General features: G+C 67.4%; 11 protein-coding genes. 3 read left to right on the plus strand and 8 right to left on the minus strand.

What is annotated here, in order from left to right:
- Positions 1 to 160 precede the first annotated feature (160 nt).
- Positions 161 to 889 (plus strand): hypothetical protein, encoded by a 729-nt coding sequence (locus JQ639_RS14080; protein ID WP_211967119.1) that lies wholly within the window; start codon positions 161 to 163, stop codon positions 887 to 889.
- Between the two features lie 88 nt (positions 890 to 977).
- Here JQ639_RS14080 and ilvD read toward each other — a convergent pair whose 3' ends face one another.
- From ilvD to JQ639_RS14115, 7 genes are all read right to left on the minus strand, one after another.
- Positions 978 to 2,819: a dihydroxy-acid dehydratase gene (gene ilvD / locus JQ639_RS14085; RefSeq protein ID WP_211967118.1), complete on the minus strand. Its 1,842-nt coding sequence runs from the start codon at positions 2,817 to 2,819 to the stop codon at positions 978 to 980.
- A 323-nt stretch (positions 2,820 to 3,142) separates the two neighbouring features.
- Positions 3,143 to 3,442, minus strand: coding sequence for a hypothetical protein (locus tag JQ639_RS14090; protein ID WP_211967117.1), 300 nt, complete (start codon positions 3,440 to 3,442; stop codon positions 3,143 to 3,145).
- Positions 3,443 to 3,522: 80 nt separating this feature from the next.
- Positions 3,523 to 5,283, minus strand: a complete 1,761-nt coding sequence (locus JQ639_RS14095; protein ID WP_211967116.1) for an ABC transporter ATP-binding protein/permease — start codon at positions 5,281 to 5,283, stop codon at positions 3,523 to 3,525.
- Positions 5,284 to 5,310: 27 nt separating this feature from the next.
- Positions 5,311 to 7,641, minus strand: a complete 2,331-nt coding sequence (locus JQ639_RS14100) for a TonB-dependent hemoglobin/transferrin/lactoferrin family receptor (protein WP_211967115.1) — start codon at positions 7,639 to 7,641, stop codon at positions 5,311 to 5,313.
- Between the two features lie 160 nt (positions 7,642 to 7,801).
- A complete protein-coding gene (locus tag JQ639_RS14105) occupies positions 7,802 to 8,686 on the minus strand; it encodes a ChaN family lipoprotein (protein WP_249123207.1) in 885 nt (294 codons plus the stop codon).
- The gene (locus JQ639_RS14110; RefSeq protein WP_211967113.1) at positions 8,686 to 9,402 is read right to left on the minus strand and encodes a hypothetical protein; all 717 of its coding nucleotides are present in this window, start codon (positions 9,400 to 9,402) and stop codon (positions 8,686 to 8,688) included. Before JQ639_RS14110 ends, JQ639_RS14105 begins: the two co-directional genes overlap by 1 nt.
- A gap of 334 nt (positions 9,403 to 9,736) precedes the next feature.
- Positions 9,737 to 9,931, minus strand: a complete 195-nt coding sequence (locus JQ639_RS14115; protein WP_211967112.1) for a DUF1328 domain-containing protein — start codon at positions 9,929 to 9,931, stop codon at positions 9,737 to 9,739.
- Between the two features lie 322 nt (positions 9,932 to 10,253).
- Between JQ639_RS14115 and JQ639_RS14120 the strand changes: the two genes are divergently transcribed.
- Positions 10,254 to 12,773 carry an ATP-dependent helicase gene (locus JQ639_RS14120; RefSeq protein WP_211967111.1) on the plus strand — a complete coding sequence of 840 codons (2,520 nt, stop codon included), beginning with the start codon at positions 10,254 to 10,256 and terminating at the stop codon, positions 12,771 to 12,773.
- Between the two features lie 68 nt (positions 12,774 to 12,841).
- Here the strand turns inward: JQ639_RS14120 and JQ639_RS14125 are convergent, their stop codons facing one another.
- Positions 12,842 to 14,413 (minus strand): M15 family metallopeptidase domain-containing protein, encoded by a 1,572-nt coding sequence (locus JQ639_RS14125; RefSeq protein ID WP_249123206.1) that lies wholly within the window; start codon positions 14,411 to 14,413, stop codon positions 12,842 to 12,844.
- 67 nt (positions 14,414 to 14,480) lie between these two features.
- On the opposite strand from JQ639_RS14125, the gene JQ639_RS14130 reads away from it, so the two are divergent.
- Entirely contained in the window at positions 14,481 to 16,040 is a 1,560-nt protein-coding gene (locus JQ639_RS14130) for a L,D-transpeptidase (RefSeq protein ID WP_211967110.1), read from the plus strand.
- The last annotated feature ends 52 nt before the right edge of the window (positions 16,041 to 16,092 follow it).

Raw genomic sequence — 16,092 nt, forward strand, 5'->3', positions numbered from 1 at the left:
CCGAATCCCCGTTCGCACAACCACAAATAGCATCATACAATCGACGCACCAACCGCGGCGACGCGGCTGTTTCGGTTTGCAAACTCCGCCGGCGCCGCGCTAGCGTGGGGCTCTTTTCAGACGATGTTTTTTTGTGTCTTTTTCAGCAAGGGATACTGCCATGACCGACGTCATAGTCACGTCCGCGCCGTGCGATTTCGACCCCCGCCTCTACAACGCCATGCCCGACGTCCAGAACGCCGACGCCGACATCCGGCGCAGCGGCGCGCTGGAGCGCGCGCTCGCGGTGATGGCGCCGATCTTCGAGGCGCATGACGTCACCGACTTCTGCGGCATCAACCTGCTGCACAAGCACTGGATGGTCAATGCGGTGGAAATCCCGCTGCAGATCAGGCGGCCGCATGCCGACGCGTTCGAACTCGTCACCAGCCCGCGACGGATGCGCAATCGCGCGGCGACGCCATCGTCATGGGCGCTGCGCGTGGAAGGCGCGGCCTCACGTTTCGTGCCGTTCGAATTCTCGACCGATGCCGAGGTGCAGCGCTGTGCCGGATTGCTGGAGCCCAAGCGCGCGTTCTTCGCCGCCGTCGGCGAGGCACTGATCACGCATCGACTGTTCGCCTGTTTCGGCATCAGCATCATGCCGCGCGTGCCGCTGTCGGACAATCCGCAGGCGCGGATGGTGGAGATGTCGTCCGCGTCCTCGCGCGCCTCACTGGTGCGGCCGGTCGAGATCGAGGACACCAGCGCGCTGATCCAGACGGGCTGGATGTTCTCGGCAGGCAAGGTACCCAAACCCACCTGCCAGCCGGTCCCGTACTGCGATGTGGAAGAGGTGCCGATCGGGCCGCCCTACCATCGCAAGACCAAGTCGCACGATCCGGACTGAGTGCCGCCGATCGGCGACCGGGCGATATAAAAAAGCCGGCGGACGCTTTCGCATCCGCCGGCCTTGTCGTCATTGGCTGATGTCGCGCTCAGTCCTTGATGACGCGCACCGCGCCCTGGGCCGCGCTGGTCGCCATCGCGGCGTAGGCCTTGAGAGCGGTCGAGACCTTGCGGGTGCGCTGGGCCGGCTTCCAGGCCTGCGCGCCCTTCGCCTCCATCGCGGCGCGGCGACGGGCGAGTTCGGCATCATCAACAGCGAGATGGATCTTGCGGTTGGGAATGTCGATCTCGATGCGATCGCCATCCTGCACGAGGCCGATGAGGCCGCCTTCGGCGGCTTCCGGCGAGACGTGACCGATGGAGAGACCCGAGGTGCCGCCGGAGAAGCGTCCGTCGGTGATCAGCGCGCACGCCTTGCCGAGGCCTTTCGACTTCAGATAGCTGGTCGGATACAGCATCTCCTGCATGCCGGGACCGCCGCGCGGGCCTTCATAGATGATGACGACGACGTCGCCGGCCTTGATCTTGTTGGTGAGGATCGCCTCGACCGCGGCGTCCTGGCTCTCGACCACGCGCGCGGGGCCAGAGAACTTCAGGATGCTGTCGTCGACGCCGGCGGTCTTCACGATGCAGCCGTCGAGCGCGATGTTGCCGGTGAGCACGGCGAGGCCACCGTCCTTCGAGAACGCATGCTCGGCGCTGCGGATGCAACCCTTGGCGCGGTCGGTATCGAGTTCCTCGAAGCGGCGCTCCTGGCTGAACGCGACCTGGGTCGGCACGCCGCCGGGAGCGGCGCGATAGAACGTCTTCACGCTCTCGCTGGTGGTGCGCATGACGTCGTAGCGCTCGAGCGCGTCCTTGAGCGTCGGCGAGTGCACGGTCGGCAGCGAGGCGTCGATCAGGCCGGCGCGGTCGAGCTCGCCGAGAATGCCGAGCACGCCGCCGGCGCGATGCACGTCCTCGAGATGGACGTCGGCGACCGCGGGCGCCACCTTGCACAGCACCGGCACGCGGCGCGACAGGCGGTCGATGTCATCCATGGTGAAACCGATCTCGCCTTCATAGGAGGCGGCGAGCAGATGCAGCACGGTGTTGGTCGACCCGCCCATGGCGATGTCGAGCGTCATGGCGTTCTCGAACGCCTTGAAGTTGGCGACGCTGCGCGGCAGCACCCGGGTGTCGTCCTGTTCGTAGTAGCGGCGGGCGAGATCGACGATGAGATGGCCGGCCTCGACGAACAGGCCCTTGCGGTCGGCGTGGGTGGCGAGGATCGAGCCGTTGCCCGGCAGCGACAGGCCCAGCGCCTCGGTCAGGCAGTTCATGGAGTTGGCGGTGAACATGCCCGAGCACGAGCCGCAGGTCGGGCACGCGGAACGCTCGATGACCTCGACCTCGGCATCGCTGACCTTGTCGTCGGCGGCGGCGACCATGGCGTCGATCAGGTCGACCGAGCGGATCTTGCCCTTGATGTCGACCTTGCCCGACTCCATCGGGCCGCCGGACACGAACACGACGGGGATGTTGATGCGCATCGCCGCCATCAGCATGCCGGGGGTGATCTTGTCGCAGTTCGAGATGCAGACCATGGCGTCGGCGCAATGGGCGTTGACCATGTACTCGACGCTGTCGGCGATCAGCTCGCGCGACGGCAGGCTGTAGAGCATGCCGTCATGGCCCATGGCGATGCCGTCGTCGACGGCGATGGTGTTGAACTCCTTGGCGACGCCGCCGGCCTTCTCGATCTCGCGGGCAACCAGCTGGCCGAGGTCCTTGAGGTGGACGTGGCCGGGCACGAACTGGGTGAAGGAGTTGACGACCGCGATGATCGGCTTGCCGAAGTCCTCGTTCTTCATGCCGGTGGCGCGCCAGAGACCGCGGGCGCCCGCCATGTTGCGGCCATGGGTGGTGGTGCGGGAACGATACGTCGGCATGGGTGTCCTCTGGGTTCGCCCGGGTTCGCTCCCGGGCTGCCTGATGGGGTTTTGAGACCAATAGCGGATGGATGCCCCGCGGGCAAAATGCCTGGTCGCGACCCGAGGGCCGCGCGCGCGACTGCAGCGGTTTACCGTGAAGCGGCAGGGGATGCGACCGCCAATTTCGCCAGCCAGCGATGCCGCCCGGGCGCCGGCCCATCGAGAGGCCAGCCCGGCCGCTCCGTATGCTGCAGCGCACACAAAATGCACCGACGCGCCGGGAAGACGCCGTTAGCTCAGAAAATTCAACACCTTATGACCATCGATCCGCCGCCAGGGGCTTACGGCCGCAGCAGCCCGGCCAGCGCCAGTGCAATGCCCACGAGGCAGAGTCCGAGCAGCAGCGCGCCGAAGGCCCGTTGCCGGCGGCTGGCGCGACGGTCCTGGAAGGCGAGCCAGTCCCGCACGAAGCCGGCCGGAATGTCGAAGATGACAGCCGGCTCGCCGCCGTGGTGGGTCTCATGCTCGGCGAACATCGCCCGCACATTGGCGAGGCCGAGGTGCTCGAGCTCGCAGTGCCAGGTCCAGGCCCGGCCGCCGCTGGTCCAGCGGTTCTCGAAGGGAAGGTGGTGCGACGTCATCGCGAACCTCCTTCGCCCCCCTGCCTTTCATGTAGGCAGCGAACGCCGGCGCGGGAGAGCACCGCGGCGAAGAATCCAGGTCAGGCCGTCGCCGTCACCGGCGCCCCGGGCGCGGCGGCGGCTCCTTCGCCCAGCACGATCCGCCGCAGGCCATCGAGCCCCGCCGACGCGCGATGCGCCACCATCACCAGCGTCACGTCCGGCAGCTCGGTGCGCAGCAGCGCCAGCATCCGCCGCTCGGTGTCGGCATCGAGCGCGCTGGTCGCCTCGTCGAGAAATGCCCAGTCCGGCCGCGCCAGCATCAGGCGCACCAGGGCGAGGCGCTGCTGCTCGCCGACGGACAGGCCGGCGGCATGGCCGGCATCGAGGTCGAGACGCGCCCCGAGCCCGACGGCCCGCAGCAACCTCTCGACCTCGCCGGGGGGCACCTCGTCGAGTGACCGGGGATAGGCGGCAGCCGCCCGCAGTGTATCGAGCGGCAGGTAGACCTGCTGCGGCATGACATGAAGGCGGCCGCGCGGCAGGCCGATCTCGCCCGCGCCATAGGGCCACATCCCGGCGATCGCCTTGAGCAGCGTGCTCTTGCCGAGCCCCGACGCGCCGCTCAGCCACACGCTCTCGCCCTTGCGCACCCACAACGCCGGGATGTCGAGCAGTTCGCGGCCGTCCGGCGCGCGCAGCACGACATCGCGCAGCGCCAGCGTGTCGTCGCCGCGGACGCGGCGGCTGGGGCCACGGGCATCGGGCGCGACCGCTGCGGTGGCGTCGAGGAAGCGCTGCAGACGCCGTGTCGTCGCCACGAGATCGGAGATGAACTTGTAGTTGAAGATAAACCACGAGATCGTGGTGACGACCTGCTGGAACGCCGCCGCCACCTGCATCAGGCCGCCGAGCGTCACCTTGCCGGCGAGGAACGCCGGCAGCGCGATGAACTTCGGAATCTGCAGCACGGTCTGGAAATACGGCCGGTGAAACAGGCCGTAGATGAACTCGCGTCGGATCACCCGGTGCCAGATATCGGCGACAGCGGCGAACTTCCCCGCCAGCAGGCGGCGCTCCGCCACTTCGCCGCCATTCATGGCAATCCCGGCGGCATGCTCGCGCACATGGACGAGGCCGGAGCGGAAATCAGCCTCGCGCTTCTGCTCCTCGGCGAGCAGGCCCGAGAGCTGACGGCCGAGCAGATGGGTCAGCGCGGTGCCGACGGCGACATAGAGCGGCGCCGCCCACACCATGTAGCGGGGAATTTCGATGGCGAAGCCGAACAGACTGAACGACAGCGCGAAGGTGGCGAGCTGCCACAGCAGTAGCACATAGGACACGAGCCCGACGAGGCTCATGACAAAATCCAGCACGCCCGAGCGCGCGCCGTCGTCGCTGCCGAGAATGAAGCCGACGAACAGATTGCAGTCCTCGGCAATGCGCTGGTCCGGATTGTCGATGGGCGCGGCCGCCCCGTCCGCCGGCGGCGCCAGCGACGGGTGCAGCAGCCACAGCGCCTTGTTGGCGGTCCAGCATTCGAGGAACTGTTGCGACAGGCGACGCCGCCAGCGGATCTGCAGCGCCTTGCGGGTGTAGCGCCCGACAAGATAGCTCGCCGCCGAGCCGCCCGCCAGCGCCGCGAACACGCCGATCTGCGTCACCGCCGTCGGCGCGTCGAGCTTCTGCAGTGCGTTGTAGAAGTCGGCGCTCCACTGCACCATCCGCAGCTGGATCTGGATGCCGATGAGCTGGGTGACGATGACGAGGGCGAGCAGGCCGAAGCCGAGCATGCTGCCCGGCCCGGTCGCCGCCATGCACAGCAGGCGCCAGATCTGGATCATTGTCTGCCGGATGCGCATGGCTCGTCGCTCCTCTCGATCACGCTGTCAGAACGCGTAGCTCGCGCCGACCTTGAAGGTGCGGCCCGGCGCGGTGCGCAGCTCCAGCGGATTGGACATCGCGACCGCCGTCGTCGGCACGATGGCGTAGGTCGTGGTGCCGTTGAACGACGGGAAATATCTGACGTCGGCGATGTTCAGCACGGCGCCGCGCAGCGTCAGCCCCGGCACCCATTGCGGCGCCCAGTTGACGATGGCGTCGAACACCACATAGCCGTCGGCACGGTACAGCGTGCTCGCGCTGCGCGGCGGCGTGCGGTCGGCGAAGGTCGAGATCAGCTGCGCATCGAAGCCACGGGCGCGATCGAAGTAGCGCAGGCCGATGGTGCCCGACAGCGGCGTCGTGCCGTCGAACGGCGTCCGGGCGCTCGCCGCGTCATAGCGCTGCTTGCCCTCGATATAGGCAAGCGAGGCGCTGACGCTCCAGACGTCGTCGAAGCGATACTCGCCGGCGAGCTCGACACCCCAGACGTTGACGCTCGACAGGTTCTGATAGGTGTAATCGACATTGCCGGGGTTGGTGACGCTCGGGATCTCGACAAAGCTCTGGATGAAGTCGGTGTAGTCGGCCTTGAACAGCGTCGCGCTGGCAAAGCCGCGGCTGAACTCGCCGCGCAGGCCGATCTCGTAGCTCTTGACCTGTTCGGGCCGCAGCGCCGGATTGGGGATCAGGTCGCTGTTGCTGCCGCCGCCGTTCGGCAGCGAGGTGAACAGCTGCTGCGCCGTCGGCATCTTGAAACCTTCGGCGTAGCGCCCGACCAATGAGAGCTGGCTGTCGAGCTTGACCACCGCGCCGAGCTGCTTGATCAGCTTCTCGCTCTGGATCTGGCGCGGCTCCTTGCCCGGCAGCGCGACATAATACGGGTTGGGCCGCGGATCGAGGTCGTAGGTCGCATAGCGCAGGCCAGGGGTGAGGATCAGGCGGCGGTCGAACAGCGAGATCTCGTCCTGGATGAAGCCATCGACCCGCCGTGTCGTCGCGTCGGCGAAGTTGAAACCACCGGCGTTGGCGATGGTGATGCGGCGGGTGGTCAGGTTGGTGGTGACGTCGCGGCGGTTGTAGTCGGTATCGACGACGCTGGCGTAGGCGCCATAGGTCAGCTTGTGCTGGGCGAACGGCGTGTTGAATGACGAATTGAACTGGATGTCGCCTTCGCTGAACGTCTCCTTGTAGTTCAGCAGGAAGTCGAGACGATCATACTGGCCATTGGCGAGGCGACGATCGCGTACGCCGGTGAAATTGCGCTCCTGCGGCGAGTGCGACACCTGCCAGCGCACCTGGTCGAGCCAGCCGAGCTCCGGCGCGTAGCGGTGGCTGAGCGTGAAGCGCTCGCGCGACTGCACCTGCTCGCGCACATAGCCGAGGTTGCGGATGCCGGTGCTCTGCAGGCCGAGGTCGAAGCGCTGGTCGACAGTGGCGTCCTTGTTGAGGTACTCGACGGCGAACTTGACCTCGTGCTCCTTGTCCGGCGCCCATACCAGCTTGCCGAGCACGTCGTAGTCCGAGCCGCTGAGCGGGTTGAGCTGGTTGCAGCGGATCGCCTCGGCCGGGCGCGGACAGCCATAGATGCCGCCATCGGCGCGCGCCTTGCTCAGCGTGCCCTCGCTGTAGGAGCGCTGCGAGGCGCTGAGCATGGCGGAGAAGTCGCCGAAGCGGAACGCGGAGGTACCGGTCTTGAAGAAGCTCTTGTCGTAGGAATCGAAGCCGACGTCGAGCTGACCACCGAAGTTGCGGCCCTTGAGATAGTCCTCCGGATCCTTGGTGACGAACGCCACCACGCCGCCGAGCGCGTCGGCGCCCCACATCACGCCGGCCGGGCCGCGCACGATCTCCACGGCCTTGAGGTTGGCCATGTTGACGAAGTCGCGGTTGCCGTCGGTGATGCTCTCGATCACGCGGGTGCCGTCGACCAGCATCTGCACGCGGTTGTTAGAGACGCCGCGGATGGTGAAGCCGGCGAGGTTGCCGAACGGATCGGTGCCCGACGTCGTCTTGCCGACGGTGATGCCTGGCTCGTAGCGCACGAGATCCTGGACGTCGCGGACCTGGCGCTCGTCGAGCTCCTTGCGGCCGATGACGGTGACGTTCTGCGGCAGGTCGAGGAGCTGGCGCGGGTTGCGGTCGGCGTAGACGCTGATGGTCTCCAGCATCACACCGTAGCTCGCCGCGACGCGCGCGCCGGCCTGGGCCCGCTCGCGCTCCTGTGCGGTCGCGGCCTGTCCCCACGCAACCCCTGCCGCAAGGATGGTCCATACCGATCCGAGCAGCCCGACCCGCAGCCAATGGTGAGCCGCGCCCGCATCGGTCTTCTTCGTCATCGTCATTCTTCGCCCCTTGAAGTCTATTCCAGATTTTCGGGCCGATGAATGTTGATGAATCGAAGTACAGTCAATTAAACGACTTATAAATTACTGAATATATGAGGCGATATAGAGAAATTATACTTATCACATGGACTTTATACTTCTTCCAAAATCATCACACCGACGCGGGCGCAGCTTCCGCCGGACGCCGGCGTGGCGGCAGTTCGGCCGGCGGCTCCGGCTCGTCGAGCCTGAACACCGCATCGGCGATGCCGGCGAGGCGCGCGCGATCGAACTGCGGCGCGGTGGTCGGCAGCAGCACGGCCGGCGCGGCGATGCCGAGATCGCGCAGCTGGTACGGCGTGCCATGACCGTATTCGAGATGGCCGCGGCCAATGATGCCGATGACCAGTGCCGGCGGCTCCGGCTCGCCGAGCGTCCGCGCGATGTTGCAGGCGAAGGCGCGATCCCAGGTCTGCTGCGCACGGATGAAGCGGTCGAGCACAGGATCGGCCGCCGACGCCGCCTGGCGCAGGCCGAGATCGAACAGATACTGGCGGTAGGCCGGCGTCGCCGGCGCCGATGGCGTCAGCCCGTCACGCTCGGCCTCGGGAATGGCGTCCCAGCCCTCCATGCCGACCCGCGTTACCAGCGGCCGGTGGCAATTGAGCGCCAGCATCCGCACCCGCTGCTGGCGGCAGAAGTGAAACAGCGGCAGGTAGAGCGCAGCGTCATAGCCCCACACCGTCCCCCACCCGACCTTGTCGAGAAAGGCATCGGTCGACAGCGCCCCCGCCACCCATTCGTCGAGCACGCCCTGGACGCGGCGCGGAAACATCTCGAAGCCGACCGCAAGGTTCGGCTGCAGGAAATGCAGCACCGTCGTCACGTGCAGCTGCCAGCGATGGATCTCGGCGACCGTATGGGTCTCGCCGAGCAGCACGGCCTGCCGGCGCGCCATCGCGGTCATCAGTTCGCCGGCCGCGAGCGGCGCGCCGGCCGCCGGATCGATCCAGCTGGCGCGGGGATGAGGCACAGGGGTCGCAATATCCCCGGTCATCATGCGTCTCCAAAGGCGCGGGCCGGACCGCGCAGCGACAGCCCGAGCCGCGCGCCATCGCGATCGAGCGCGGTGAGTTCGAGCGCATCCCCTGCCGCCTGGCGCTGCCAGCCGCTCACGGCGCCGCCGCGCACATGGAGATGGAAGTCGGGCGTGATGATATTGATGAAGCCCATCGCGGGATTGATCTCGCCGAGCAGACCGCGCCAGTTCTGCAGGATTCCCGGCCCGCGCATCGACACCGCGACGGTGGCGCCGGCCGCGATCGCCGCCTTGAGCGGTCGCGCAACGGCATCGTCCGGCCCGAGCGTCGCCGCCTCGCCGGCATCCGCAACGCGCGGCTCGACCGCCGCGCCGTTGAAGCCGCGCATCGCCGCCTCGAAGCGGTCGATGTCGTCGAGGCCGACCACGCTGAACATCACCGTGTCGTCGGCCGCGACGAACTCCAGCTTCGGCAGCACGCGCTCCTTCATGCGCCCGCTGCGATCGATCACCACGCCCGCAATGCGGCGCAGGTCGATGGCGCAGTCATGCGCGGCACCGACGCAGAACACCTTGTCGCCCTGGACGTCGACACGCTCGACCTCGCCGATGCGCTCGTGGGTCACCGCGGCATCGCGCACCACCACCATCAGCCGTCCGATCAGCGGCAGCCGCCGCAGGACATTGAAAGGCGTTTCGGCAAGACGCTGCCGCGCGGCGGAGAGATCGTTCATGGCATTCCCTGGCTTGTCGTCCGCATGCCCGGATCGACACATGCGTTTCGCGATGTGTCTGCGGCAACGCCGGAACGAGGTCCACCAGCCACGCTGTCGCAGTGGCGCGTCTCTGGAGAGATTTCAAAGAGCGGCATGGAATAAGAACAATTCCACGCTGCGGCGCGCGCCCCGCGGATGTCCGCCAATCGCTGGAATGAAAATCAGCGGTGCCGACGACCGCCATCGGCGTATCGATGCCTGCGATCGGTGCGACGACATGACGACGTGGCGCCGCGGCACGGCTGGCCGCGTCGAGACGGGACAGCGCGCCGCGCGACGTCGTCCCCGCAGGTCAGTTCACCGGATGCTTGCGCGGGATGCGGGTGCGGCCGCGCACCAGGCTCACGACCGCGGAGACCAGGAACAGCACGATGGCGACAAAGAAGATCAGCTTCACGATCTCGACCGAGGCGCCGGCAATGCCGGTGAAGCCGAGCGTGCCGGCGATCAATGCGACGATCAGAAGGGTGACAATCCAGCCGAGCATGACGACGCGTCCTTGAAACCGAGTAGCGGCACGCAGGTGGCGCAGCCGCGCTTCATGAGGGAAAATGAGCGAGCGCGGCGGAAGTTCCGCCCGCGGCATGGCCGACAAGCGCGGCTGACAATCGCGTGAGCGGCCGCCATTGGCCGGACCCGGCCGGCCCTGCAGATCACCGATGCCGGGGAAAACACCCCTTTGGCGGTGCAAAAACTGTCCTAAACCCTTGACCAACCCTATATTAGGGGCTGGCCAGCCCTGCGGGCGGCCGCGCCCCCGCAAGATGCGGTACCATCCTGTTTTCGACAGAGTGCCCAAGACGATTCGCATGACCGATCCGATCAAGCTGAGCCCCTTCGACGTGCCCGCGCATCAGCCCGCTCCCGGCGGCATCGCAGCGCGCGCCCGTGCGGCCGCGGCGCCTCAGTACCTCGCCGTGCTCAATCCGGAGCAGCGCGCGGCGGTGGAGACGCTGGACGGCCCGGTGCTGGTGCTGGCTGGCGCGGGCACCGGCAAGACACGCGTCCTGACCTCGCGAATCGCCCATATCCTCACCCTCGGCCGTGCCCGCCCCGCCGAGATCCTGTCGGTGACCTTCACCAACAAGGCCGCGCGAGAGATGAAGCACCGCCTCGGCCAGATGCTGGGCCAGACGGTCGAGGGCATGCCCTGGCTCGGCACGTTCCACTCCATCGGCGGCCGCATCCTGCGCTACCACGCCGAGCTGGTCGGCCTGAAATCGAACTTCACCGTGCTGGATGTGGACGACCAGATTCGCCTGCTCAAGCAGTTGCTGCAGGCCGAGGGCATCGACGAGAAGCGCTGGCCGGCGCGCATGCTGGCCGGCCTGATCGACGGCTGGAAGAACCGCGGCCTGACGCCGTCGCAGGTGCCCTCCGGCGAGGCCGCCGTGTTCGCCAACGGCAAGGGCGGCAAGCTTTACGCCACCTACCAGGACCGCCTGAAGGTGCTGAACGCCGCCGACTTCGGTGACCTGCTGCTGGAGAACATCCGCCTGTTCCGCGAGCACCCGGACGTGCTCAGGCAGTACCAGAACCGCTTCAAGTTCATCCTGGTCGATGAGTACCAGGACACCAACGTCGCCCAGTACCTGTGGCTGCGGCTACTGTCCCAGGGCGCATCCGCGCCATTGCCCGGCCGCATGCTGCGCGACGCCTCGCGCGAGGAGCCGGCGGACAGCGAAGAACCGGCGGCACCTGCACCGGCGCTCAAGAACATCTGCTGCGTCGGCGACGACGACCAGTCGATCTATGGCTGGCGCGGCGCCGAGGTCGACAACATCCTGCGTTTCGACCATGACTTCCCCGGTGCAACCGTGATCCGCCTCGAGCGCAACTACCGCTCGACCGGGCACATTCTCGCTGCAGCCTCCCATCTCATTTCCTACAACGAGAGCCGGCTCGGCAAGACGCTGCATACCGAGGACGATGACGGCGAGAAGGTCACCGTCACCGGCGCCTGGGATTCCGAGGAGGAAGCCCGCGCCATCGGCGAGGAGATCGAGGATCTGCAGCGCCAGCAGCACCGCCTCAACGAAGTCGCCATCCTGGTGCGCGCCTCGTTCCAGATGCGCGAATTCGAAGACCGCTTCATTACCCTCGGCCTGCCCTATCGTGTCATCGGCGGCCCGCGGTTCTACGAGCGCGCCGAGATCCGCGACGCGCTGGCCTATCTGCGCGTCATCAATTCGCCCGCCGACGACCTCGCCTTCGAGCGCATCGTCAACGTGCCCAAGCGCGGCATCGGCGACGCCACCGTGCAGCTGCTGCACGACCACGCCCGCAAGCGCCGCATTCCGCTGACGGAAGCCGCGCGCATGGTCGTCGAGACCGACGAGCTCAAGCCCAAGGCCCGCGGCGCGCTGCGCGAGGTGGTTGCGAACTTCGATCGCTGGCGCGCCCAGAGCGAGGTGACGCGCCACACCGAGCTCGCCGAGATCGTGCTCGACGAGAGCGGCTACACCGACATGTGGCAGAAGGACCGCTCCGCGGACGCCGCCGGCCGCCTCGAAAACCTCAAGGAGCTGGTGCGCTCCATGGAGGAGTTCGAGAACCTGCAGGGCTTCCTCGAACACATCGCGCTCGTCATGGACCGCGACGGCGGGCCGGAGGAGGACGCGGTGTCGGTGATGACGCTGCACTCCGCCAAGGGGCTCGAGTTCGACACCGTGTTCCTGCCGGGCTGGGAGGAAGGGCTGTTTCCGCACCAGCGCGCGCTCGACGAGCAGGGCCGCGCCGGCCTCGAGGAAGAGCGCCGCCTCGCCCATGTCGGCATCACCCGTGCCCGGCGGCGCGCCAAGATCTATTTCGCCACCAACCGCCGCATCCATGGCTCATGGTCGACCACCGTGCCCTCGCGCTTCCTCGACGAGTTGCCCGCGCGCAATGTCGAGATCACCGAGAGCAAGGGCGGCAATGGCTGGGGCGGCGCCGGCGGCTACGGCGCCTCGCGCTTCGACAATCTCGAAGCGTTCAGCTCGACCTATTCGACGCCGGGCTGGCAGCGCGCCCAGCAGCGCAAGGGCGGCGGCGGCAGTGGAGGCCATGGCGGCGGCAGCGGCGGCGGTTTCCGCGAGAGCGGCAGCGGCTTTGCGCCCGGCGGCGACCAGTTCGGCAACTGGCGCAACAAGCGCGGCGGCACCACCATCGAGGGCGAACTGGTGGCGAAGTCGACGGGCACGGCTTCGGACTTCTCCGCCGGCGACCGCGTCTTCCACCAGAAGTTCGGCTACGGCCGGGTCACCCATGTCGATGGCAACAAGCTGACCATCGCCTTCGACAAGGCCGGCGAGAAGCGCGTCGTCGACAGCTTCGTGCAGCAGGCGTAACGCCCGCGCACCCGAACGGACGACGCAGCTTTCCGGATCCTCTGGAGCTGGCATCGCAGCGCAGCCGCTCAGCTCGCTTTCGGCTTCGAGACGGCTGCAGTCCGCGGGGGCCTCGCGGAGTGTGCGTGGTCGCGCGCGGCGACGCGCTTGCGTTTGCTGGCGTCGGCCCTCTTGGCCTCTGCCTTCCGCACATCCGCCTTCCTGACCTCGGCCTTGCTCCCTCCGACCTTCCTGACATCAGCCTTGCTGATGTCAGCCTTTCTGACGTCTGCTTTCCTTGCCTCTGTTTTCCTTGCCTCTGTTTTCCTTGCCTCTGTTTTCCTGGCCTCGGCCTTCTTTGCCTCCGCCTTCGCAGGCCCCGCCTTCTTGACAGCCAACGCCACCGCTCTGATGGCGGGATGGTGCTTGGCGTATTCCTCGCCGTCGACCGGCGCGACATGCGGCGGGTCGCGGCCGAGATACGGACGCCCGATACCGAATTCCTGGCCGTGCGCATCGATCCATGTCCAGAAGCGCGACGAGGACGCAAACCGCTGGTCGCGCGTCGCACCGTCGACGCTCACCACATCGGCTGCGAGCCCGTGGCCATAGCCGCCGCGCAGGCTGCCGCCGTGATATGACCTGTTGTTCGCCGCCTTGAGACCGCTCGCGATCGACTGGCGGTAGTCGTCACGGAAGGCGCTGGTGATGCCCGGCGACAGCCCCGCGGCCTCCGCCGCATGGAGCATCTGAAACAGTTTGAGCTTGAAGCCGCGATCCATGCCGCCGATCACATAATCCATCATCGGCATGCCGGCATGCACCGCCGCATCCGGATCCTTCCAGCCGAAATCCTGATCGACCAGTTTGGTGAAAGCCCGGGACACCGTCACCATCTTGCGCTTGCGCTTGACGACGACATCCCGCCATTCCTGCACCTTGATGGCGTCTTCCTTGGGCGTGCGCTGATAGAGCGCCCACAGATAGCGATCGACACAGATGTCCACGACCAGGCACTCGTCGACGATCTCGATCGGCGGCGTTGTCCTGGCGGCTTCGACGGGCTCGACATCGGACGGATTGGCACTGGCAACCTGCATGGATTCCGGTCCAACTGGCGGCGCACCGGATACGGCCATCGGAACCGCTTCGGCAGCCACTTCGGGCATCGGCGGCGCGACGGAGGCGGCGGCGGAGCCTTCCGCCAACGGCAGGCCTGCCGCCATTTCGGTTTTCGAACGGACCGACGGTGCGGGGTTATCCTGATCGTCGGTGGTTATTGCGGCCGGTCGCGACGGCGCGGCGGCCTGCGGCGCGATGGCGGACACAGGCGCGCGAAGGTCGGCGGCCGGCGCCGCGGTAACAGTCTCCCGATCGCCCGGTATCGCGCCCGGCAGGCCGACAATCGCAGTGGCCAGAGCGATGGCGAACACCGCAAGCATCGGAACGATCAGGAACGGCCGCTCGTTCATCATTCCAGCCTCATTGGAACCGGAGTGCACAGCATGCGGACGGGACGATTGTTCTGACAAGGAAATGACCAAGCAATGGCATAACCCGGCCGATGGCCCCGTTTTGCCGGGGGTGTTGCGTGCATGCAACGGGAACGGCTGGCCGGCGGCGGTCCGCGCCCGCTTTATGCCGGTTTCAGCTGCAGGCATGCTTGTTCCCCGCGAGTCTGATATGGGAGACAGGCACGGCAGCCGCGCGCTGCAAACGGGGACTGGAATGGCGAATCGATTGATGCGGGCGAAATCCACCGCGGCCGGGCGCCGCCCCGGACCTTCAGCCGTCGTGATGCTCGCGGCAATGGCCGCGCTGCTGGCGCCGGTTCCGGACGCCGCAGCGAAGCAGGCGCGCCGCACGCAGGCGACCGAGACCGTCGCGCCACGCGAGGCCGGCGAGCCGATCATGGCCATCGTCTCGATCAAGAGCCAGCAGGTCACGTTCTACGACGCCGAGGGCTGGATCCTGCGCGCGCCGGTGTCGACCGGCGTCAAGGAGCGCGAGACGCCGGCCGGCGTGTTCGCCATCGTCGAAAAGGACAAGGACCACCACTCGACGATGTATGACGATGCCTGGATGCCGAACATGCAGCGCATCACCTGGAACGGCCTCGCCTTGCATGGCGGCCCGCTGCCCGGCTACGCCGCCTCGCATGGCTGCGTGCGCATGCCCTACGGCTTCGCGGAGAAGCTGTTTGAGAAAACCCGCATCGGCATGCGCGTCATCATCTCGCCGGAGGACGCCGCTCCCGTCGATTTTTCACACCCGACGCTGTCGCTGTTCGTGCCGAACGCAGCGGTCGTCGCGGCGGCTCCAGCCAGGGCCGAGACGCTGTCGCGCGAGGCCGCGGACGCCGCCACGGCCGCCGACGACACCAAGAAGGCTGCTGCTGCGGCGGCCCGCGAATCCGCTCCGCTCGCCGCGGCCCTGCGCAAGCTGGAGCGCCTCAAGACCCGCGCCGATGCCGAGGTCGCAGCCGCCGATCGGGCCGTGACCACCGCGAAGACCGACCAGGCCAAGGCGAAGGCCGAGGATCGCCAGCAGAAGGCGGCGGCCAAGGCCGCGGAGCTGGGCGCCCAGTTCGACGCCGCGAAGACAGACACCTCATCGAAGATCGACGCCGCCAGCGCCGCCAAGGAAGCCGCCAAGACGGCTCAGGCCAAAAAGGCCGATACCGCCAAGGCGGCGCTCGACGCCAAGCTCGCCCTCGAGCCGGTCTCGATCTACATCAGCCGCGCGACACGCACGCTCTATGTCCGGCGCAACACCCATAAGCCGGCGCCGGACGGCGGCGGCGAGGTGTTCGATGCCAGCATCGAAGCCCCCGTCACCATCCGCGACCCCGACAAGCCGCTCGGCACGCATGTCTTCACGGCGACGGCGCGCAGCGATGCGGGCCTGCGCTGGACCGCGGTGACGATCGAGCATGCCGATGACGCCAAAAACGCGCTCGACCGCATCACCATCCCGCAGGACATCCTCGACCGCATCGCGCCCACCGCGCTGCCGCGCTCCTCGATTGTCATTTCCGACGAGCCGCTGAGCGAGGAGACCAATTATCGCACCGAATTCGTCGCGGTGCTGAGCGACCAGCCCCAGGGCGGCTTCATCACGCGCAAGCCGAGCACCGTCATGGTGGCCGACGACAATGGCTGGAACGACGGCAACCGCCAGAACGACGACGGCTTCGGTTTCTTCTTCCAGCGCAATCCGAATCCCCAGCCGCGCTACACGCGCCGGGGCGGCGGCCAGTTCTTCGCTCCGTTCGAGCAGAGCTGGTGATGAGCGCCGCACATCGCGCGCAGCTCAAGCCGTCGGCCTCAGGACGGGCGTG

Source organism: Bradyrhizobium sp. U87765 SZCCT0048, from assembly GCF_018131225.1.
Classification (GTDB): domain Bacteria; phylum Pseudomonadota; class Alphaproteobacteria; order Rhizobiales; family Xanthobacteraceae; genus Bradyrhizobium_A.

Excerpts from the sequence above, each read along its gene's own strand:
- JQ639_RS14080 (WP_211967119.1), top strand. The coding sequence starts at position 161 with ATGACCGACGTCATAGTCACGTCCGCGCCGTGCGATTTCGACCCCCGC.
- ilvD (WP_211967118.1), bottom strand. The coding sequence starts at position 2,819 with ATGCCGACGTATCGTTCCCGCACCACCACCCATGGCCGCAACATGGCG.
- JQ639_RS14090 (WP_211967117.1), bottom strand. The coding sequence starts at position 3,442 with ATGACGTCGCACCACCTTCCCTTCGAGAACCGCTGGACCAGCGGCGGC.
- JQ639_RS14095 (WP_211967116.1), bottom strand. The coding sequence starts at position 5,283 with ATGCGCATCCGGCAGACAATGATCCAGATCTGGCGCCTGCTGTGCATG.
- JQ639_RS14100 (WP_211967115.1), bottom strand. The coding sequence starts at position 7,641 with ATGACGAAGAAGACCGATGCGGGCGCGGCTCACCATTGGCTGCGGGTC.
- JQ639_RS14105 (WP_249123207.1), bottom strand. The coding sequence starts at position 8,686 with ATGACCGGGGATATTGCGACCCCTGTGCCTCATCCCCGCGCCAGCTGG.
- JQ639_RS14110 (WP_211967113.1), bottom strand. The coding sequence starts at position 9,402 with ATGAACGATCTCTCCGCCGCGCGGCAGCGTCTTGCCGAAACGCCTTTC.
- JQ639_RS14115 (WP_211967112.1), bottom strand. The coding sequence starts at position 9,931 with ATGCTCGGCTGGATTGTCACCCTTCTGATCGTCGCATTGATCGCCGGC.
- JQ639_RS14120 (WP_211967111.1), top strand. The coding sequence starts at position 10,254 with ATGACCGATCCGATCAAGCTGAGCCCCTTCGACGTGCCCGCGCATCAG.
- JQ639_RS14125 (WP_249123206.1), bottom strand. The coding sequence starts at position 14,413 with ATGCCTGCAGCTGAAACCGGCATAAAGCGGGCGCGGACCGCCGCCGGC.
- JQ639_RS14130 (WP_211967110.1), top strand. The coding sequence starts at position 14,481 with ATGGCGAATCGATTGATGCGGGCGAAATCCACCGCGGCCGGGCGCCGC.